Source organism: Paenibacillus camelliae (assembly GCF_023715345.1).
GTDB lineage: Bacteria > Bacillota > Bacilli > Paenibacillales > Paenibacillaceae > Pristimantibacillus > Pristimantibacillus camelliae.
Map to the genome: position 1 here is coordinate 26,371 of NZ_JAMBNY010000006.1, position 22,073 is coordinate 48,443.

The following is a 22,073-nucleotide window of genomic DNA, read 5'->3' on the forward strand; positions in this document are numbered from 1 at the left end:
CTCCACCTTTTTTGTATGGTTCGCTGCTATGGCGATACATGTTTACTCTTAACTGTTTACGATATAGCTTTTTACGATACTACTGTTTGCATTACTTTTTAGAAATGTTACTTTTATTGCTACGTTGCGAAGTTTATCTTAAAGGTATATAATTGTCATGACAACTAATTTGGAAAGCGGTGAAACGATGAGCGATGGTCAATTGTTAATGTCTACAGGATTTTTGCTTGGTGTTACCCATCGAAGAGTTGTAGCTTTGCTTCAACATCGATTAAAGGAATATGATATAACACCTGAGCAGTGGTCGGTATTATTTCATATTGTGAGCGAGGAAGGTATGATTCAGAAGCACATTGCGGAGCAAACGTTCAAGGACAAGCCTACGGTCACTCGTATATTACATCAGCTTGAAGGTAAAGAATTCATCGTTAGAGAAGCCGATCCATCTGACCGCCGCTCTTATCGCATCTTCAGTACGGAGCATGGACGGAAAATTATAGCTGAGACGCATTCAATCGAGCAGAGCATTGATGAAGAGATGAAGCGCTGCTTAGGTGAAGAGGGGCATGATCAGCTTAACTATATTTTAATAAAGGTTAACGATCATTTTAGAGCGAAAAGATCTGATGATTAGAGAATCGGCTGCTTTAGCTGAGATACTAGGCATTCTTTAACAAAAGTCATACAAACATACAACAGGAGTGAACGAACAACATGAATGGAGAAACACAAGAAATGGCTCAGCAGAAGCCAGCCTTATGGACGAAGCAGTTTGTTACTTTAACACTTGCTTCGTTCCTTTTATTTTTGAACCTGCAAATGCTATTATCTACCTTTTCTATGCATATAAAAGGGAACCTATCTGGTGAAGATATACATGTAAGCTTGGCAACAAGCATGTTTGCTGTTACGGCTATCATCGCACGTCTAATGACTGGAAGATGGATAAAGCGATGGTCCAAGGATCAAGTATTGACGGTCGGTTTATTGATAGCAGCTGCTTCCACTGAGCTGGCCTCTCTGCCTAGCACGATAATGCCGTTACTGCTTATTCGGGCTTTATATGGCATTGGCTTTGGTATAGGAAGTACGGTTATTCCAACACTCGTATCGCAAATTATTCCGCCAAAACGGATGGGGGAAGGAATCGGCTATTTCGGATTGTCGACGAGCTTAGCGATGTCCATTGGGCCTGCTACAGGAATGCTCGTCATGAAGGAATTTGGCTTTACAACACTGGCAACGCTTGGTGCAGGTGCAGTTATCTGCATGTTTCCGATGCTATATATATCAGGTACTTATCTTCGGTCACGAAAATACAAAGGAACACAGCAAATGCCTGAAGCTCTGGCTAAAGTCGAAGTCAAAACCGCAAACCAGCAGGAGCAAAGCTCCAAACGATCAATCTGGCGTTTTTCTAATTACTTTCCTGCGATGCTTAACGCCCTGCTTTCTATTACGTATAGCGGCCTATTGAGCTTTATCGCTGTCTATGGGGAAGAGCTGCGATTGCCACAGGTTGGCTTATTCTTTCTATTTAATGCGTTAACCATTCTTCTCGTTAGACCTATAGCCGGCAAAATTTTCGATCGCAGAGGACCTATTCTCGTTCTTATTCCATCCGCTATATTTGTTACGGCCAGTATGCTGGTACTATCGTATACGACAAACATGGGAATGTTAATTGTATCTGCACTGCTATATGGAATAGGCTTTGGATCGATCCAGCCAACTCTGCAAGCATGGATGCTTCGCTCAGCAAGCAAGGAAGAGTATGGAGATGTGAATGGAATGTTCTACAACTCTACAGATGTCGGTGTTTCAATCGGTGCTATACTGCTTGGCGTAATTGTCACCTTCACTTCCTATGACATGATGTATCGTCTATCGTCGATTTTTATGATTATTTTTCTGCTCGCTATCGTCTGGTTTGTATGGAAGCGTAAGAAAAGCTAAACGCTTTGGATTGCTCATCCGTTTGTAGGCTCTGAGGACAGAATAAGCTATAATCAATATTATGACGTTTTATTATAGAGTACGGATGAAAGAGGAATCGAGATGAAACAGCAATCAGGCCCAATGAATAAGAAGCCGCGAAGTGCTAACCGTCATGAGCATCGTCGTGACAACCATACTAGCGCGAATACACATAGAGGTGATCGTCCTTCTCATGCAAGCTCGCAGAGCAGTGAGAATCGTATGAAGTCACGCAGCATCGGGAACGGTAGTGGCAGTCACAAAAATCGTCAGAGCGAGGATAAAGGTAGAAGATACGAGGGGCAGATGGATGCTGAGCATAAGCGCCCCATGAACGATGAGAAGCGCAGCAGTCTAGGCAAGCAGGATCGAAACTCGAACCGTAAGCCGGGAGCATCCAGCCATTATAAGAACAAGCAGCATGTGAGCAAAGCATCAGCAGAAGATGTATTAGTAGGTGACCGTATCGTCGTTACGATTAAGCGAATCGGCATTAATGGAGAAGGTGTCGGCTACTATAAGCGAAAAGCAGTCTTTATCGAAGGTGCAATAACGGATGAAGTCGTAAAGGCAGAAGTTACGAAGGTCGAACGCTCCTATTTACAGGCAAAGCTGACGGGCATTGAGAAGGCATCGCCATCTCGTCAGGAGCCGCCATGTCCAGTGTATGAGCAATGCGGCGGCTGTCAGCTGCAGCATATGACGCATGAGGCACAGCTTCGCGCCAAGGAAGAGATTGTACGCGAGGCATTTCAACGATATACAGGAATAACCGTGCTGCCGCTTCGTCCGATATACGGGATGGAGGATCCTTGGCATTACCGCAACAAGGCGCAGCTGCAGCTAGGCTGGCAAAGAGGCGAGCTTGTAGCGGGACTGTATGCACAAGGGACACATAAGCTGTTTGATATTAGTGAATGTACTGTACAGGAGCAATCTATTAACGACGTATATAAATCAATCAAGCATATCATTAAGGAGCTTAATATCTCACCCTATGAAGAACGTACACGCGAGGGTGTAATCAAAACAATCGTTGTACGCGTAGCTAAAGCGAGTGGAAAGCTTCAAGTTACCTTTGTTACGGCGACTGACCGTATTCCTGACCAGCGTAGACTGGTAGATCGAATGCGTTCAGAGCTGCCACAAGTGATCTCGATTGCGCACAATGTTCATAAAGAGCGAAGCTCGATTATTTTTGGACCGAAGACAACGATCCTGTGGGGAGAGGAACGACTACCAGAGAAGCTTGGTACGATTCAATTTGCCCTGTCTCCACGCGCATTCTTCCAGCTGAATCCAGAGCAAACGATTAAGCTGTATGGGGCAGTGAAGGAAGCAGCAGAGCTTAGTGGCAATGAGCTTGTGATCGACGCTTATTGCGGAACGGGTACGATTAGCCTATGGCTAGCTTCAGAGGCACGCGAGGTGCGCGGTATCGAGGTGATTGCTGAGGCAGTACAGGATGCAAGAGCGAATGCACAGTATAGCGGCATCGACAATGCGCTGTTCTATGAGGGGCAAGCGGAACGCCTCCTGCCGGAGTGGGTAGCGCAAGGTATTAAGCCTGAGGTCATCGTTGTCGACCCACCACGGACAGGCCTTGATGCTGAGCTCATTCAAGCTGTGCTTAAAGCAAAGCCTGAGCGCTTTGTTTATGTGTCGTGCAATCCGTCCACGCTTGCGAAGGACTGCAAGGAGCTGCTCGCTGGCGGCTACGAGCTTAAATGGGCACAGCCTGTCGATATGTTCCCACAGACGGCGCATGTTGAAGTGGTAATATTGATGGAAAGAAAAAGAAGTGACAGATTCGCTTGAGAAAATAAGTGGACAGGTAGACCTCATATGTGGAGTGCTATTCGTTGATAGTAAGTAGTAAAGAACAAGCAGAAGGAGCCTAGAGTCTATAAAAGATTATTGGGCTTCTGTCTGCCTTAATTTCAATTTGATCGATAAGTCGATTCTACAATTGAAGCATGAATTCCCAACTCCTTGACCTTATTCTCTCATTGCTTATTTCGTCATTCTATTTTAACCGATGGTTAATCATAGCCACGGCTTCTAATGTCCTGTTTCTTATGGACAATGATATTATAATATATGAAACTGCTATCACCACAATAGTTGTGACCAAAGAGGATAACATATTACTTTCCGTCGTTATACTTTCGCCTAGAGCGTTCCAGATTGAGTGGAACAGAATGCAAAGCCAGATACTCCCACTAATTTTGTAGATAGCTGCCAGTATAAAAGATAAACCAATTACTGTTATGGCAAACGCAAAAAAATTCCATGTATATTGATTAGTTCCTTTCATGAAAAACAAGGGTAAATGCCATATAGCCCAAACAACTCCCGTTAGCAGTGTTGCAAAGGTAAAGTTCATCTTTTTTTCAAGATTGGGCTGCAAAATCAGTCTCCAACCAACTTCCTCCAATCCACCGCCTACAATCATTATTGGAAGCGATAGCAGGGCAATATATAGAGGGGCTGTAATTGTTGAAGTATCCATCACAATAGGTATTACGTAGGATATAACAGCTGCTAGTATAATAAAAATATAGAAACGTATAGGTTGTTTAAATCCAAAAATTTTGTGGATCAGTTCTTTTCCTGTCATCTTCTTTAATTTGAGCAATAATATAATGGCGATAATCGGTATTGTATTTCCACCAATCATATAGAGAACCAGCATCAAAGGTGTTCCATAAGTTAAGAATCCATACTGATTTGCTATTACAATTCCCCACCAAAGTATCCAAGTGATTCCTATCGTTAGGACCACAAAAGATATTGCGATATTTTTCGACTTCATTCTATTTCCCCTCGCTTTCTTCTATATAGTCCACGATTGCTATAATAAGTCTATCAATTGCTTCGGTTTTTCCCTGTATCGAAATAGATGTATTGTTATTTAGATTACCAACACAATCCAATAATGCACCCAATACCTCCATTTGAACGATATTAATATTGAACATTTTCATGGTTTCTTCCATATTTTTTTTCGATTTTTCATTTTCTGCTTCACTAAATTCAGAGGGAAGTTTTCGTAAAAGGATGTCCATATCTGTTGGACTAACGTATCTACTAATACTGTCCTCAGAAAGATACCTTTCCCTAATGAACATTGTGATTTTTTCACGTTGCATCATTTCCGTCTTCATTATTGTTTCAAACTGCTCAAACAAAGCTGTTTCCCATTTCTTGATTACATCGTATAAACACTCCTCTTTAGAATTATAGTAAGAGTAAAATGAACCTTTCCCCATACCCACAGATTTAGCGATATCATCGACTGTAATATTTTTAATTCCATTATTCGTGCAAATAAGTTTCTTTGTGTTTTCAAAAATTGCGTTTTTTGTTTTGGCTCGTTCATGTTCGCTGATGATTTTTGGCATTGAAATTGCTCCTTTTTTATTTTATTGACTATAAGTATATTTTTGGTCAGCAAAAATAATGTAGACTATTTACTAAATTTTGTAAATATTAAAATACTCATCTACCCTTTCAGAATGATCAAAAAAATCCGATATCTAACTATTTATTCGCAATGGATGCCCAAAAAAGAGCTAAGAAGGACCTGAGTATGAAATAAAGGAGCGGCTTTATCTTAGTCGCTTTTTTAGTGAGCAAATGCCATTCACATAATTAACGCCGTCTGTACTCCCTATCAACTCAACACATGTGGAGTGCGTAGTGTCGCTTATAAAGAAATAATATCTCTGCCACATTTACCTATATCAAAAAGCCCAATCCTTTGTGAGAGGGCTTTTGATATGCAATACGGATAGGGAGGGATTTGTCTATAATTCCCCTTATATAAGCGAGATTAAAGCCAATAGCGTCAATATACTTTATATACCATTGTTTACCTTCTTACTGTTCGCTATAATGTTGTTGTAAAAATAAATTGAATACAGCCCTCATCATATCAAACGGTGAGGTAGAGGTCGCGGTTTTTAGAAGTAAATTAGTGGAGACGCAGAGAACGTCATTGAAGCTTGTTGAAAGGAACTACCGCCGAAGTTTGATTGCTGCTCTGGGCAATTGGGCTGGGACTGTTGCCGGAAGGCGCAGAACTGTCACAAATCTGATTTGTGATGAGCTATCTTCAAAGAAGATAAGATGGGAATGATATAAAACGTTCACCTCTGTGATCGTTTTTTTTATTTTTGACCGTAAGAAATGTATGTTCTGAAGGAAGTGTAAAAGTTTCTTCTTGGTTTCACACTCCAGAACAATGGGTCGACATCATGATTAAGGAGTGTTTTAATGTCATCAAACCATTCAACTGAGCCAAAGCAGCTGAGACGTGGGCTCAAGGCTCGTCATCTCACCATGATTGCACTTGGAGGCTCCATTGGCACAGGCTTGTTTCTTGCTAGTGGCAGTGCAATAGCAGAAGCTGGTCCGGGGGGAGCTCTCCTCGCTTATTTAACGGTAGGTATTATGGTATATTTTCTAATGACGAGTTTGGGAGAGCTTGCAACCTATATGCCAGAAGCGGGATCTTTTAACACGTATGCGAGCCGCTTCGTTGATCCTTCTTTGGGATTTGCCTTAGGTTGGAATTTCTGGTTTAACTGGGCGATTACAATAGCTTCGGAGCTTGCAGCAGCAACGCTTATTATTAAATATTGGTTTCCTGATAGTCCTTCTTATCTATGGAGCTTACTGTTCCTTGCCATTATTTTTGGTTTGAATTTACTGTCCGTTAAAGGATATGGTGAATCGGAATATTGGTTTGCATTGATCAAGATTGCTGTTGTCATCATCTTCTTGGCTGTTGGGGTGCTGATGATATTTGGAATAATGGGCGGCTCGAAGCCAGCTGGCTTCAGTAATTTCACACTAGACGGTGGACCGTTCCATGGTGGTTTCCTAGCCTTTCTTGGTATCTTTATGGCAGCCGGTTATTCTTTCCAAGGGACTGAGCTTGTCGGCGTTGCAGCGGGTGAAAGTGAGAACCCGAGGGAGAATGTACCGAAAGCAATAAAACAAATATTTTGGCGTATTCTCATTTTTTATATTTTCACCATATTCGTGATAGGTATGATCATTCCATATACCAATCCGAGCTTGATGCAAACTGGCATTGAAAATATTGCAGTTAGTCCGTTTACCCTTGTCTTTGAAAAGGCAGGATTCGCATTTGCAGCTGCAATTATGAATACTGTCATATTGACTTCGGTGCTGTCTGCTGGAAACTCGGGGATGTATGCATCTACACGTGTACTGTGGGAGCTTGCCAAAGAAGGAAAGGCCCCTAAGTTTCTGAAGAAATTAAATAAACGCGGTATTCCTATTAATGCGCTGCTAGTTACTACTTCAATCGGCATGCTTGCGTTTCTAGCTTCCTTCTTCGGTGATGGGGTAGTATATTTGTGGTTGCTAAATGCTTCAGGTATGTGCGGATTTATTACTTGGCTTGGCATCTCAATTAGTCATTATCGCTTCCGTAGGGCATATGTTGCACAAGGCCGGGATATAAATGACTTTCCTTATAAAGCCAGATGGTTCCCGTTTGGTCCACTATTTGCCTTTGCATTATGTATGGTCGTTATTATAGGCCAAAATTTTAAAGCTTTCACTGGAGAAACGATCGATTGGTATGGCGTGCTTGTTTCCTATATCGGAATTCCGTTATTCCTGGCTATATGGCTGGGCTATAAATTTGTGTACAAGACCAAAGTCATTCCTCTTCAAGAATGTAAATTTGACTAGAACGAAGTGGAGACATGCGATGATTAAAGCCAAAGCGGTTTAACGCTTTGGCTTTTCTTATACCTCTCAGCTGGATTGCCGAGCAAGTGAATTGGTTACAATGAGTACTACGAAAAGGAGGCACGTGATGAAGAAAAAATACTTATCCCGTAAACGAGTAACTTCAAACTTTTATGAAAAAAACCTACTACGAGACATATGGGGAGAAGCATGGGGCGTATCCGACGCAATTAGTAAAGTTAGAAAGGTAGTCATGCATAGGCCAGGACAAGAAATTATGCAGCTGCATGGTTCAGCGCAGAATATTGAATCGGGACCTGTATTGATTGAATCGATTATTGGGACAACACCGCAGAGTGATCAAAAGAATGAAAAGCCTAATCTTGAAGTGCTGCAGGCTCAGTTTGATGGTCTACAAGAAGCACTCATAAAGGAAGGTATTGAGATTATTCCTTTGGAGGGAGACTCTGAAGGTTGGCCAGAGAGGCTTTTTACACGGGATTTAGGAATTGTTATCCCTTCTGGAATCATACTTACCCGGCTAGCGCTTTATATCCGTTATGGGGAGACACCTATGATGGCCCAAACGATAACTCGCCAAGGTATGCCCATTCTTGGCACGATACAAGGTAATGGGTATATGGAGGGAGGAAGCTTCACAATGCTGAACTCCACCACTGCCATTGTTGGCTTATCCGAACGTATTAATGCGGAGGGCGTTGAACAACTTCGTTATATTCTATCGCTTCAAAATATCGAACTAATTTCAATCGATTTGCCATCAACAATAATCCATCTGGACGAGGCTTTTCTTATGGTGGACCACAATAAAGCGCTTGTTCAAACAGCATTACTGCCTTTTAGATTTTTGGAGGAGCTTCATAAACGCGACATACAATTGATTCATGTAGATCCGCAGGACCCAGAGCTGACGATCAACGCACTAACGGTTGCCCCTGGTCGCGTCGTGATCAGCAGCAGTGGAGTTCGTACGATAAAACTTTTAGAGCAACAAGGTATAACGACGATACCCGTACAAGTGGATGAGATATACAAGCTAGGCGGAGGCATCCATTGCGTAACGCTGACTTTGCTCCGAGACTACGAATAGTCATTTTCTATGAATTTAAACCCACCATTGCTGGTGGGTTTTTGTTTTAGTTATTCTGTAGCAAATCATCACTGCCCCAGTGTAACCAAAGTTAGATGCTTATTCTAATGGTTTTGCCCATATCCGATTTCCGTAGTGGTGGACACTGGGAACAGAGAATGCGACAATACATTTAGTAATAACAAAATATTACAAGAAGAGTAAAAAGTTTGATCAAATATTTCGCAATCAAGCCGTTGTGGTTTAGCTCGATTAGAATGAGGAAAAGGGAGAAAAATGAACGATAAAGTAAACGAAATAACAAGATACTTTAGAAGTGCTGTGGCTGCGCAAGCCAACATGGGCATTGATTTCAAGGCCGACTATTTTTCCATCCTTAGCCCAAATGAAGTAATGCGCGGTAGGATTAATCAATCAGCGTGCAAGGACATTTTTGCAGAAGCCAATAAACATGCTTTTGACGATGAGAATTTAGCTAAGAAAAAGTCCGCAGTTAATGTAATAATCTGTGCTAAAACGATAAAAACGATTTTTGAAGCAAACGAGAGAATACAGCATGAGTTGGATGAGTTGACTGGCATATATTATATTCCGGCCGTTCTTAATGAAGAAGGCTTACTTTTGTTTAGTGAAGGTGAGAACAAACTTCCCTGGTTCCCCAGAGATTATTTGATTCCTATGGTTGATCCAAAACTAGCAATCGGGGATTCAGATAATGTTGATCGCTTTATGAGTAATCATATAGATCAAATGAAAAGGATTAAATCGTGGCTCGATTATACTGCCTTTTTTACAAAATTATATGAAGCCGTTACAGGTTCTCCGTTTGATCAATCTACGATTCGAAATAAGGATGAGTCAGGAGAGTTTTTTGAATTAGAGAATAATATGTTTCTGTTCCTGGACAAAACCGTTAATTCTACCTTTCATATTATGAATTTGTATAACCATTTGCAGAAAGATGATCAGCCAAAAGCACTTTATGCTAATTTTCTATCTAATCAAATGCCAGCTGTAATGCCGCTTATAGAGAATGATTTCGTGACCATGCGGACTCATTTGGGTCAGATGAATGGAGAGTATCCGCTGTCTCCATCTCAAAGAGAGTCCGTCAATCATTTTAATGCTATGGGTGATGGAGAAATCCTTGCGGTTAATGGTCCTCCTGGTACAGGGAAAACGACATTGCTTCAAACGATAGTAGCAGATATGTATGTTAAAAGAGCAATAAATAAGGAAAAGGCTCCGCTTATTGTGGCTTCTTCAACGAATAATCAAGCGGTAACCAATATCATTGCCTCTTTCGGAAATATCAAGAGAGTAGGCATGTCTAATTTGGAAGAGAGATGGATTGAGGGAGTAAACAGCTTTGCTACATATTTTCCTTCTGCTTCGAAGATAAAAGAAGCTCGGAGCAGAGGATATCAGTACACAAATCAAAAAGGAGAATTTTTTGTCTCTGACATAGAAGATAAAGATAATATTGAAAATTCGAAGATCAAGTTGATCGCCTCATGTAATGAATATTTTGGTAGCAGGTTTAATAGTATACTTGCTTGTCAGGACAAACTGCATGAGGAGTTGATGTTCATTGAAAGAAGCAAGGACACACTGCTTTCAATTGCTGATGAAGCATCTCAATATAATCTGGGTGGTCAAACACTCGATAAGAGCCTTGCGCAATTATTAGTTGAAATCGATCGAGAGCAAGCATTAATCACGAAAATTAGCCAAAGAATTAACGATTGGCAAAACTGCTATAAGAAGATACCCTTCTATGTCAAATTACTCAGGTTTATTAAAAAATTCGAAAGAAAGATACAAACTGAGTTTCGTTTGTGTATGAACGACGAAGAGCAGAGCTTTCTGAATGAATATATGACTTATGATGAAATAATAGAAAAATACAGCCAGCTACATGCTGAGTCCAACAAAGCAATTACTGAATTTAAACAGAAGAAATCCGCGATTGAGAACCTCAAAAGTCGATATGATAGTGAATTGGAAACGCTAGAGCAACATAAGATTTATTTACATGGAGAAAAGGATGAAAGGTATCAGATTGAACTGAACTACCTAAACAATTTGCTAGATAAGAAGCATAGATATATCTCCTTTTGGCTTGCCGTTCATTATTACGAGTGCAGATGGGTTAATGGAGAGGATGAGCTGTCGGAGAAGCAGAAGGGCAAGAACTTTGTAAATGTGTTGGAAAAGTTTTATAACAGGCTCAGCATGATAACCCCTTGTTTGGTTATGACATTCTATATGCTGCCTAAGCAGTTTCTCGCTTACGGAGATCAAAAAAACTTTTTTCTCTATAATTATATTGATTTACTCATTGTAGACGAAGCTGGGCAAGTATCACCCGAAATTGCTGCAGGAGCGTTTGCTCTCGCCAAAAAATCTGTCGTCGTTGGTGATGTCTATCAGATAGAGCCGGTATGGAGTATAAACAAAGCATTGGACAAGGCATTGGCTTATTCTAATAGAGCCATACCATCCTTAGATCAATTTGAATTGCTGGAGCAGAGTGGATTAAACACCTCCAACTCCAGCGTAATGAAGGCAGCTGCCAAGAGCTGTAAATATACTAAATATGGCGAGAAGGGTCTCTTTCTTAGCGAGCACCGTCGTTGCTATGATGAGATCATTGAATATTGCAATCAATTGGTGTATAAGGGGAATCTCCGACCAATGAGGGGAATGGGGAGAGATGATGAAAAGCGTGCTATAAAGCATTGGCCACAAATGGGTTTCAAGCAAATTGATACGCAATATTCCAGTAGAATAGGCAGTAGTAGAATGAATCGCTTAGAAGCGGAAAAAATTGCTGAGTGGTTGAATAATAATTTCCAACTTATCTCAAATGCCTACCCGGATGACCCACAAGATAATCTAGTTGGAATTATCACACCGTTTAAGGCACAGGTGGAATGCATAAAGTCAGAGCTGAGAAAACAGAGGTCAATCAATTATTCAAAGATCAGCGTTGGTACTGTACATACGTTTCAAGGGGCAGAAAGAAATATTATCATACTCTCGACAGTGTATGGAAATCAAGAAGGATGTTTCTTCATAGATGCTAATAAAAGTCTAATGAATGTTGCAGTATCCAGAGCAAAGGACCATTTCTTCGTCTTTGGAGATCTCGCTTGTTTGAAAGATACAAAAAGCAGCGCCAGTGGATTGCTTAAAGATATTGTTAGTAAATCTCAATTATAGTGATGTAAATTATTTTTATTTTTTCGGATAATGTTAAGCCAGGATGTGTTGGATAGCAACAATGGTTAAGAGCCTATCAACCCGCTAGTTGGGTTGATAGGCTCTTTTATTATGTGATGAATCGACCATGTTAGGTATTTAGACAAAAAGCAGGTAGATAATTTTCGCAACTAATATTTTTTTGCATAAATAATCGACTATACTCGCAATTACTCTCTACCTTGGGGCGATTTTTACAGTGGTATATTTAGATAGGATATCTTCACTGTATAAAGTGGGTGAGCGAGCATTGGTCATCACGCGGGTAATCGAATGAGCTAATTTGAATGCGATTACATCCAGTTGATTACGAAGGCGGTGATATACAAAGTTATTAAGGAAAAGTCTAGTGAGAAAGTGATTGTAAAGCTGGAATAATCATTTTATGAGAAGGAGATTGAGACTATTATATGAAACAAACCATTCTACCAAATCGAAAGCGCTTTCTAAGTTTATTGCTCGCTTTGGTGCTGTTGAGCTCGGTCTTTATGATGCCGACGGCCCGGGCTGAATCCTTATCGGAAGCCTCAGTAACGGCAGCGTCGTCCACTCCAGAAAAAATTCGTGATGGGGTTATACTGCACGCCTTTGACTGGAACTTAAATGTTATAGAGGAGAACCTGCAGGCTATCGCTGACGCTGGGTACACTGCGATACAGACTTCTCCGATCATGGGCGTTGGTTCTGGGGCCGAATGGTATGCTGCGTATCAACCTAGAAATATGATCGTTGGAGGCGAAGACAATAGATACGGCGACAGGGATGCCTTTGTCAGCCTGACGTCAGCCGCAGAAAAATTAGGTATCAAAATTATAGTAGACGTTGTGCCTAACCATATGGGCAGTAAAAGCAACGCTCATGACCCTTGGAATGATGACACACACTTCCATAATGTGAGCGGCAGCGTAGGGTATAATGACCGTTTTCTTTTAACTCAGCCTGAGATGATCGGTGGGCTGCGAGATCTGGACACACACAGCTCTTTTGTCCAAGAATCCTTTATCTCTTACTTAAAGGACCTGATCGACGCTGGCGCGAGTGGCTTTCGTTATGATGCCATTAAGCATATTGAGCTAGACGATGACATACCTTCTCCAGCGAGCATAACTGCTGGTGAAAGCAATGATAAGTATCCTGGAGGACAGTTCAGCAGTGATTATGTGAAAAATGTAACTGGTGCCGCTAAGGCTTATTTTGAGGAGAAGGGCAAGGAAAACTTCCAGTATGGAGAAGTCCTGCAAGGAGGAGATCCAAGCAACGACAGAATGGCGGGCTATGCTAAGTACATTGACATGACCGCTTCCATGTACGGGCATCACGTACGTGGCGTCCTAGAGGTAGGAGATGTCGGCCGTCTCGACAAATGGGCGGATTACTCAGCGGAAGGTCTAACAGCTGACCGCTTAGTACCTTGGGTTGAATCCCACGATACCTACAACAACGAAGGGGAGTCTATGGGCTTCAGTCCGAAGCAGATCAGACAGGGCTGGGCAATGATTGCTGCTCGCAAGGACGCTTCCCCACTATTCTTTGCCCGTAATATTAATGAAGATGGGAGCCGAAGCATCAGCGTACGGACTGCAGATCACGTAGCCAATAGCAAGCCGCAGTGGAGTCATCCCGAAGTCGTGGCAATCAATAAGTTCCATAATGCTATGGCCGGTCTTGATGAGAATCTGGTAAGCCTCGGTAGCAATGCCGTTATGATCGAGCGTGGTACATTCGAGGACGGTGGTGGTGCGGTTCTTCTCAACACGAGTACAACCGATCGCGTTCTAGGCAGTATACCTGTGAAATTCTTAAAGGATGGACATTATGTTAACGCATTGGATCAAACCAATGTCTTTACCGTATCAAATGGCAGAATCAGTGGAGTAATACCTGGTAATCCCGCAAAAGTTTCTAACACAGACACCAGTACAAACCCAGGCCTTGTAGTTCTAATGGACAGAGAGAATGCTAACCCAGCCATTCTGGCTGCCTTTCCGAGCAATGACGATGTAATCGCTGGGAACAAATATACTGGCAATGAGCTGCAGCTCAGAATGTCGGCCGTCAATGTGACCAATGCTATGTATGCCATTAATAACGGCGATGCTAAGGAATTTGAGAATGACGAGATCATTAGCGCGGAAGCCAACTACAACGAGCCTATTACCGTCACGCTGATAGGTCAAATCGCTTCAGGAGATTGGATTACTAGGGAATTTACTTATATGTGGTACGAATCTGAAGGCGTAATTGCCCCTCCAGTTGAAGAGCCAACACACGTCAATGTTTATTTCTCTATCAATGGCAATCAGGATTTCCAAGCATGGAGTGAACATCCTCTCGGAGTTAGGGTTTACACTTTTAATCCAGAGCTGTTTGGTGGATGGCCTGGAGGTACGATGACGAGAATGAAATACAATGGCGAGGACACTCACTGGTACAAGATTAACATGCCACGGGCTGCCGTTGGTGGAATCATATTTAATAACGCAAATGGGCAACAAACTGGTCAACCAGCAATCAGTGCTTCTATGCTCAACAATGAGCAATTATACTTTTATGGCAATGGAGCCTCAGGCTTTGGTATCAACAATGGGGTTGATTGGGATACTGCCTTTACTGCAGGCGACAATATTGGCTTCGAAGCTAGTGGTATATTCCCACCTGGACGCAACGGCGTCATTTTCAACACATCGGGTGGTAGCCTAATTGACAATCAATATGTTCGCGATGGAGAACAAGCAACTCGACCGGCAACTAACCCGACTCGAAGCGGTTATCTCTTTGATGGCAAATGGTATACGGATTCGAATTTTGAAAATGAGTATAATTTCGATACTCCTGTAATCAACAATCTCGGCGGTGACACTATTTATGTGCTGACTCTCTATGCCGGGTGGATCGAGTTAGAGGCTGACAAATTCCTAGTCGAGTTTGATCCTAAGGGCGGCAGTCCAGTCATGTCGATCGCCAATGTGGTGGATGGAGGTAGCATCACCGAACCAGAACAGCCAGTTAGAAATGGCTATGCTTTCGCTGGATGGTATAAAGATTCTAACTACGAGCATGAGTGGAACTTTGAATCTGACACCGTAACGGCACCGACGAAGCTTTTCGCTAAGTGGGAAATCGTAACTTACGGCATCAACTATATAGACAATGGAGCACCTGCAGACATGCCAGACAGCGCGCCAGACAACTATAACGTTGAAACAGCGACGTTTAGCCTGAGCGCACCGAGCCCTAAGGAAGGCTATATTTTTAACGGATGGTACATCGATTCGAAATTCATACCGAGCTCAAGTCTCAACAGTATTGCTGTTAACTCTGTTGGCGATCTAACTCTTTATGCCCTTTTTACACCGAATACTTACAATATTACACTTGATTCCCAAGATGGGTCAGGCGGAACAGAATTCATATCGGTTAACTATGGCGGCAAATTACCACTTGGCATTAGCCGTCCTGAAAAGCCAGGCTATTCCTTCCAAGGCTATTACGCAGACACGAACGGAGAGGGACAACAGTATTACAACAGTAATGGAGTTAGAGAATTTATGGGCGAGTGGTCAATTGCCTCAGGGGGCACCTTCTATGCACATTGGATACCAGTAAGCAATCCGGGGCCAACTAATCCTCCGAGCAATCCAGGACCATCAATACCGTCAACACCATCGACACCAGCTCAGCCTGATGTTGTTAAGGATGGAGACAAAGCGATTGTGGAGCTGGGCAGCGGTGTCTCATCGAAGTCGATTGCTGTACAGGATATCGGTGGACTATCTCTGCAGGTGAAAGCCGCAAATGCAGTTGTAACGGTACAAGCGGATGCACTAAAGCAATGGCTGACTGCAGCGGGTAATCCGCCTGGAGCGAGCATTGAAGTCACTGTTGCACCAGTAACTGCTGCTGATATTGCGAATGCTCCAGCTAAAGGTGGTCAAGCGCGTGTGGAAGTTGCAGGCGTAATCTATGACATTACGCTTAAGCTGAAGCACAATGATCAAGTCATCGACATCAATAATGCTGACGGTGGTGTTGAAATCACTTTGCCTTATAACGAAAAGGCTGATGAAGACCTGTTAGGCATTTATTATTACAATGAAGATAGCAAAGAGTGGGAGTACGTAGGAGGTAGCGTAGATACCACTAACCATACCGTGACGGTTACGCTTGAGCATCTGAGCAACTATGCAGTGCTGGAGTATTCGAAGTCATTCACAGATGTTCCTTCGAACCATTGGGCTGCTCGGACGCTGGAGGTGCTAGCAGCGAAGCATATCATTAACGGCACAAGCGATACACACTTCACACCTAATGGGCCTACCACTCGAGCGGAGTTTACCTCCTTGCTAGTGCGTGCATTAGGCTTGACGAATGCTGCGAGCTCTGTTCCGTTTGAAGATGTGCAAGCGGGCCAATGGTATGCGGACGAAGTAGCCATCGCTTATGAAGCGGGGCTTATTACGGGAGTATCAGAAACTACATTCGATCCAAACGCGAAAATCACCCGTGAACAAATGGCGGTGCTGCTCGTTCGCGCTTATGAATACAAGAACAGCTTGATTACAGAGACTGTTTCAGCCGATTTCAAGGATGGCTCAAGCATCTCTTCATGGGCAGTAGAAGAAGTGAATAAAGCTATCGCAGCAGGACTTCTGCAAGGTAAAGGAAACGGAATCTTCGATCCTGCTTCCGACGCTAACCGCGCCGAAACGGCGCAAGCCATCTTGAACTTGTTCAATAAGCTATAAGGTAGAATAGAATGTAGTTAAGAGCCTATCAACCGGCTAGTTGGGTTGATGGGCTCTTTTTTATATAGAACGCCCTTCAAACACTATCCTCCTTTGACACAGTTATTTGTGTTGGGTTATAGCAGCTTTATCATAATGAGCTTATCTTTTGTGCAATCATTTCTGTCATGGCATGCTTGTGAGGAATGCCTGATGAATTGCAATCGAAAACAATTTCTGAGCTATCCTTAATGAGCCAGTCGTTGTAATATGTCAGTAATTCGCCTGAGTGCCACTTAAAAGCATTGGGTTCATTTTCAGGTGGTGGAGCAATAAAGGGCTTATTTACAAACACATTGAGGACATGCATGCCATTTTCATTTGTAAACTGCTTATAATTATTAAATATTTCTTTACGATAATCAGGCTTAATGTAGTGCAGTACACCACTAGAAAAGATAATGTCATAATACGTATCAAGCCGATAATCTAAAATATCTGCCTTAAAGACATTAACGTGAACACCGACCTTTTCTGCAAGACTTCTTGTTTTTTCGATGCCTGCGTCCGAAACATCAAACGCGCTAACATCATATCCATTTCGTGCAAAGAATACTGCGTCCTTTCCTTCACCGCAACCAATATCTAGTAGCTTTAAGTGTTTTGTTGGCGGCATAAGTTGTAAGACTTGATAACACGCTTTATTAGGCTCCATCCCCCAGTAATATTCTTGTGTTTTATATTCTTCCTCATAAATCGTAATCTGTCTGTCTTGCGCTACGTACCCAAGAAGCTTGTCAATGCTTACTCCTAATGTTTTTGACAGCTGAGGTAGTAGTGAAATATCAGGCATTGTCTGTGCATTTTCCCACTTGGATATGGCTTGAAAAGAAAGTCCGAGTATTTGAGCAAGTCCTTCTTGCGTAAGTCCTCTTTCCTTGCGGTATATGCTTATGTTTCTTGCTAATTTATCCCTCATCAAATCTTACACGCTCCTTTATATAATTTAATATTAATGAAAACACTACGAACGAAACAATAACTTCTTATTTTATATTTAATAATATTCAACCCCCGGTTGAAAAAGAGACCTACCGCTTTCATGTCACGAACGGTCGTCCCTGTTGGACGATGAAGGTCAACGAGATTTCGACAATAGATTCAATTTGCACTTTTCTACAGTATGAAAACCTACAAAAGTATAGTCTTGCATATAAGAGATACTTTGTTTTACAAGTCTCTTTAAATAAATGGAATTTGTATTTACTTGAATATATTTGTGAAATGTGTAACAATGTTAGGTAGAATGTTTATAAACTACATGCTGTAATTTACACATTCTGTTCCTCTTAGTATAGGGATTTAATCTAGAAAAGGGGGTGTGAATGTGACGTTGCAACTAAGGGAAGGGCAGAATGTGGGGCATTAAGAGAGGAAGATTGCATGAGTGTAGTCCAAACTACTGTTCCCACAGAACAAGAACAAGTAAAAGACGATTATTCATTTGATCAAGTTCCAAAGGATAAACGCAATATGGGTTGGTTCAGCGTAACCAACATAACGTTTGGTATTGCCACCGCTATTTTTTATTTTCAAACAGGCAGCGTGATGGCTCTTCAATACGGCGCGATGAACGCTATTATTTCAGCCATTTATGCCATCGTGATTGCCGGAGTATTAGGTACAGTAATTGCCTATTTATCTGCGAAATCAGGGATGAACGTCAACCTTATGTCCAGACAAGGCTTTGGATATATCGGTGCTTCGTTAACTTCATTTATATACGCATCGAATTTTATTATGTACTGTGCATTCGAAGGCATGATCCTTGTAGCCGCAGTACACGCATATTTCCCCGCAATACCTTTATGGCTTCTGATTATCGTATTTGGATCAATAGTCATCCCGCTTAATTGGTTCGGCATTAAACAACTAGATAAATTACAAAAATGGTCGTTACCTATCTTCGGTATCTTTTTAGTGATTACAATTATTGTCGCGTTCAACACACCATCGCAAGTCGAAGGACATTTCTGGGCGTATCTACCAGAAGGTGTGCAGATAGGTGGTACAGCATTACTGCTATGTATTGGAATGCAGCACGGAATTATGGGATTAACAGCTTTAATCGCATCCGACTACGCACGATTCCTAAAACCAAAAGACATCAAACTAGGATCCATCATGATTGGATTTATTCCTCAAATTTTCTGTTTTGGGGTTATGGGTCTACTTGGGGTATGGTTTGGCGTAAAATTAGGTGAATCTAACCCGGGAATTTACATTGTCACACTGCTTGGATTAGGTGGAGTAGTGTTTACCATGCTAACACAGCTGCGTATAAACGTAACCAATATTTATAGCGCATCGTTATCGTTATCTAATTTCTTTGAAAATATGTTTGGCTTCAAGCCCGATCGTCGTTTTTGGGTTGTTGTATCCGGCGTCGCAGCGATAGCGCTCATGCTCGGCGGCATTTTGGATCATCTAGGAAGTGCAATGACCTTCCAAGGGGTCCTTCTAATGGCATGGGCTGCTATATTAGTTACAGAAGCATTAGTAGTGAAGAAGCTGCTTAAGATCGCTCCGATAGAATATGAAGCGAGACAAGAAAAATTATATAAATGGAACCCAGTTGGCGTTGTACCATTAGTCATTTCAAGTGTTCTCGGTACGATTGCTGCATTAGGCTATATGGGAACCTTCCTGCAAAACACCGCGACCTTCTTTGCTGCGGTATTAGCGTCCATACTAACGATTTTGATTGCTTTGTTTACGAAAGGGAAATACTACAGTAAGCAGGAATCGATAAATAAGGTCGTACAGCTGCATATGGACAAGAGCAACACAAAGGTCAACATCAACAAAAAAGCAACAAAAGCAACCACCACCAATTGAATAAAGTATAATGGCTCTAATTAGCGGCTTTGTTCGCGGTTAGAGCCATTTTAATATGATATAGATTGATGAGGTGTCGCCAATGAATGACGAGATGATACTAAGAGGGCTTAAGGAAAATAATCTAAAAAATATAGATCTTAACATACCGAAACAAAAAATAATCGTATTTACCGGTCTCTCAGGATCAGGAAAGAGCTCCGTTGTTTTTGATACATTAGCAGCAGAGAGTAGAAGGCAGATGACATTAAATTATCCGCTCTATGTAAGAAATCAAATGCCAAGGTATGAAAGGCCGCACGCTGATCTGATGAAGAATCTAAGCCCAGTCGTTGTCGTTGAACAACGAGCGATTGGAAGCAATACCCGCTCTAGCGTAGGTACATATATGGATATCGATCCACTGATTCGATTGCTATTTTCAAGGATAGGAACGCCGCCGATAGGCTCGGCTACCGATTTTTCTAGTCATAGCACCTTCGGCCGATGTCCGGCATGTGGTGGCTTTGGCGAAGTTGTTGCCCCGGATCTTAATAAGCTGGTTGATTTCGAAAAGTCATTGCGTGATTATGCAGTTAAGTTTAAGCCGCTATCGCCATCTGGCTGGCAAGGCAGATGGATGATAACGGGCGGATTATTTGATCCAGATCTGCCTATTAAGGACTATTCCGAGGAAAAACTCAAACTGCTATTATATGGTCCTCCGAAGGGGGAGAAGGTATATGCGCCGTTTCATACGAAGAACGGGCCTCAGCCTCACGAGTGGGATGGGCTATTGCCTAGATTTACGCGTTTATATATTCATAGAGATGTGACCAAGCTAAAGGAAGTGTCTCAGGAGGATGTGTTAGCCGTTTCTGCACACGCTTTATGTCCGACCTGTCAAGGCTCCGGTCTCAATCCTAAAGTATTAGAATGTACGATACGTGGCTTAAACATAGCAGAATACGATCAACTAGAGCTGACAGAATTGCTAGTCGAACTAAGAAGCATACAAGATCCAATGGGAGAAGCGATTGCATGGCAAGCGATTCCACATATCCAGCAGCTTATCGATATGGGGCTTGGTTATTTAAGCCTTTCAAGAAAAGTAGGAACGCTGTCTGGCGGGGAAGCCCAAAGAGTAAAGATTGCACGTCATCTAGGAAGCAGCTTAAACAATATTACATATATATTCGATGAACCAAGTGCGGGCCTTCATCCAGAAGAAGTGGAACGATTGATACAGATGTTAAAAAGCATAAAGGAACAACATAATACGGTCATCGTCATCGAACACGATCTATCCGTTATTAAAGCAGCGGACGAGATCATAGAGATGGGCCCTGGAGCAGGTGTTTACGGGGGAAAGGTGATCTATCAAGGAAAGCTGGAAGGTCTACATCAGACGCCAACTGCAGCCATCCTACACCAAGCGCTATCTGTAAATAACAATCCAAGGCGAAGGTACAGTTATTTTTCCATACATGCGGCAAGCAACAATAACTTAAAGAGCATAAGCTTAAATATTCCTAAAAATGTTCTCGTCGCTGTGTGTGGTGTCTCGGGTTCAGGTAAAAGCTCCTTAATGACAGAAGCATTCCCAGATCGCTACCAAGATACAATCATGGTGGGGCAAGGTAGCATAGGCATCTCTACTCGTTCGACTCTCGCTACCTATATGGGAATTATGGACGATATTCGCAACATATTTTCAAAGGAAACTGGAAAACCTGCCGGCTTGTTCAGCTTTAACTCTCTAGGAGCATGCCCAGTCTGTGAAGGAAAAGGAGAGATCTTGCCTGATGTAGCCTTTGCAGATCCAGTGACGGTTCGCTGTGAAGCTTGTGGTGGCTCGAGATATTCAGACGAAGCACTGTCATATCGTTACCAACATAAAAATATAGTAGAAATTTTGGCTTTAACGGTAGATGAGGCGATGAGCTACTTTACAGTCCCGAAGATAATAAAAAGAGTGAATACGCTGAGGGACGTAGGATTGGGGTATCTTACCTTAGGGCAAACGACAAGCTCGCTGAGCGGAGGAGAGGTTCAGCGGCTAAAGCTCGCAAGCCACCTACAAAAGGAAGGACAAACCTACGTATTAGACGAGCCCTCATTAGGCCTGCATGCAGAGGATAACGGAAAGCTACTAGACGTATTTCAAACGCTTGTAAATAGAGGGAATTCCGTCATCATGATCGAGCACAATCTAGACTTTATCGCCGCGAGTGATTGGATCATTGAGCTTGGGCCAGGTGGAGGTAAGCAAGGCGGGCATGTCATATTTGAAGGTACACCAGAAGAAATGCTCCAAGCAGAGACACCTACTGCAAAGTGGTTAAAGGCTGGAGTTAATACATTATAATAGAGCGACAAGAACAGCTTCC

Annotated in this window: 12 protein-coding genes and 1 riboswitch; of the genes, 9 read left to right on the forward strand and 3 right to left on the reverse strand. The window is 42.3% G+C overall.

Annotation, left to right across the window (positions count from 1 at the left end; all coding sequences use genetic code 11):
- The first annotated feature begins 157 nt into the window (after window positions 1–157).
- The 3 genes from M3180_RS11990 to rlmD all read left to right on the forward strand — a co-directional run bounded on the left by M3180_RS11990 (window position 158) and on the right by rlmD (window position 3,795).
- The gene (locus tag M3180_RS11990) at window positions 158–634 is read left to right on the forward strand and encodes a MarR family winged helix-turn-helix transcriptional regulator (protein ID WP_251667708.1); all 477 of its coding nucleotides are present in this window, start codon (window positions 158–160) and stop codon (window positions 632–634) included.
- Window positions 635–714: 80 nt separating this feature from the next.
- Complete coding sequence (locus M3180_RS11995) at window positions 715–1,956, forward strand: MFS transporter (RefSeq protein ID WP_251667709.1); 1,242 nt, start codon at window positions 715–717, stop codon at window positions 1,954–1,956.
- A gap of 102 nt (window positions 1,957–2,058) precedes the next feature.
- Complete coding sequence (gene rlmD / locus M3180_RS12000) at window positions 2,059–3,795, forward strand: 23S rRNA (uracil(1939)-C(5))-methyltransferase RlmD (RefSeq protein WP_251667710.1); 1,737 nt, start codon at window positions 2,059–2,061, stop codon at window positions 3,793–3,795.
- A gap of 208 nt (window positions 3,796–4,003) precedes the next feature.
- On the opposite strand, the gene M3180_RS12005 is transcribed toward rlmD, so the two are convergent.
- Both M3180_RS12005 and M3180_RS12010 read right to left on the reverse strand, forming a co-directional pair.
- Complete coding sequence (locus M3180_RS12005; protein ID WP_251667711.1) at window positions 4,004–4,792, reverse strand: CPBP family intramembrane glutamic endopeptidase; 789 nt, start codon at window positions 4,790–4,792, stop codon at window positions 4,004–4,006.
- Window position 4,793: 1 nt separating this feature from the next.
- Window positions 4,794–5,381, reverse strand: a complete 588-nt coding sequence (locus M3180_RS12010; RefSeq protein ID WP_251667712.1) for a TetR/AcrR family transcriptional regulator — start codon at window positions 5,379–5,381, stop codon at window positions 4,794–4,796.
- A gap of 538 nt (window positions 5,382–5,919) precedes the next feature.
- Window positions 5,920–6,099, forward strand: a riboswitch (Lysine riboswitch).
- A gap of 156 nt (window positions 6,100–6,255) precedes the next feature.
- On the opposite strand from M3180_RS12010, the gene M3180_RS12015 reads away from it, so the two are divergent.
- The 4 genes from M3180_RS12015 to M3180_RS12030 all read left to right on the forward strand — a co-directional run bounded on the left by M3180_RS12015 (window position 6,256) and on the right by M3180_RS12030 (window position 16,827).
- Entirely contained in the window at window positions 6,256–7,707 is a 1,452-nt protein-coding gene (locus M3180_RS12015) for an amino acid permease (RefSeq protein WP_251667713.1), read from the forward strand.
- A gap of 127 nt (window positions 7,708–7,834) precedes the next feature.
- Window positions 7,835–8,818 (forward strand): dimethylarginine dimethylaminohydrolase family protein, encoded by a 984-nt coding sequence (locus M3180_RS12020; protein WP_251667714.1) that lies wholly within the window; start codon window positions 7,835–7,837, stop codon window positions 8,816–8,818.
- A gap of 276 nt (window positions 8,819–9,094) precedes the next feature.
- Window positions 9,095–12,043, forward strand: a complete 2,949-nt coding sequence (locus M3180_RS12025; protein ID WP_251667715.1) for a DEAD/DEAH box helicase — start codon at window positions 9,095–9,097, stop codon at window positions 12,041–12,043.
- Window positions 12,044–12,492: 449 nt separating this feature from the next.
- Entirely contained in the window at window positions 12,493–16,827 is a 4,335-nt protein-coding gene (locus tag M3180_RS12030; RefSeq protein ID WP_251667716.1) for an InlB B-repeat-containing protein, read from the forward strand.
- Window positions 16,828–16,957: 130 nt separating this feature from the next.
- Here the strand turns inward: M3180_RS12030 and M3180_RS12035 are convergent, their stop codons facing one another.
- Window positions 16,958–17,785 carry a helix-turn-helix domain-containing protein gene (locus tag M3180_RS12035; RefSeq protein WP_251667717.1) on the reverse strand — a complete coding sequence of 276 codons (828 nt, stop codon included), beginning with the start codon at window positions 17,783–17,785 and terminating at the stop codon, window positions 16,958–16,960.
- Window positions 17,786–18,249: 464 nt separating this feature from the next.
- On the opposite strand from M3180_RS12035, the gene M3180_RS12040 reads away from it, so the two are divergent.
- A complete protein-coding gene (locus M3180_RS12040) occupies window positions 18,250–19,704 on the forward strand; it encodes a purine-cytosine permease family protein (RefSeq protein ID WP_251667718.1) in 1,455 nt (484 codons plus the stop codon).
- An 82-nt stretch (window positions 19,705–19,786) separates the two neighbouring features.
- Entirely contained in the window at window positions 19,787–22,051 is a 2,265-nt protein-coding gene (locus M3180_RS12045) for an excinuclease ABC subunit UvrA (protein WP_285855712.1), read from the forward strand.
- Window positions 22,052–22,073 lie beyond the last annotated feature (22 nt).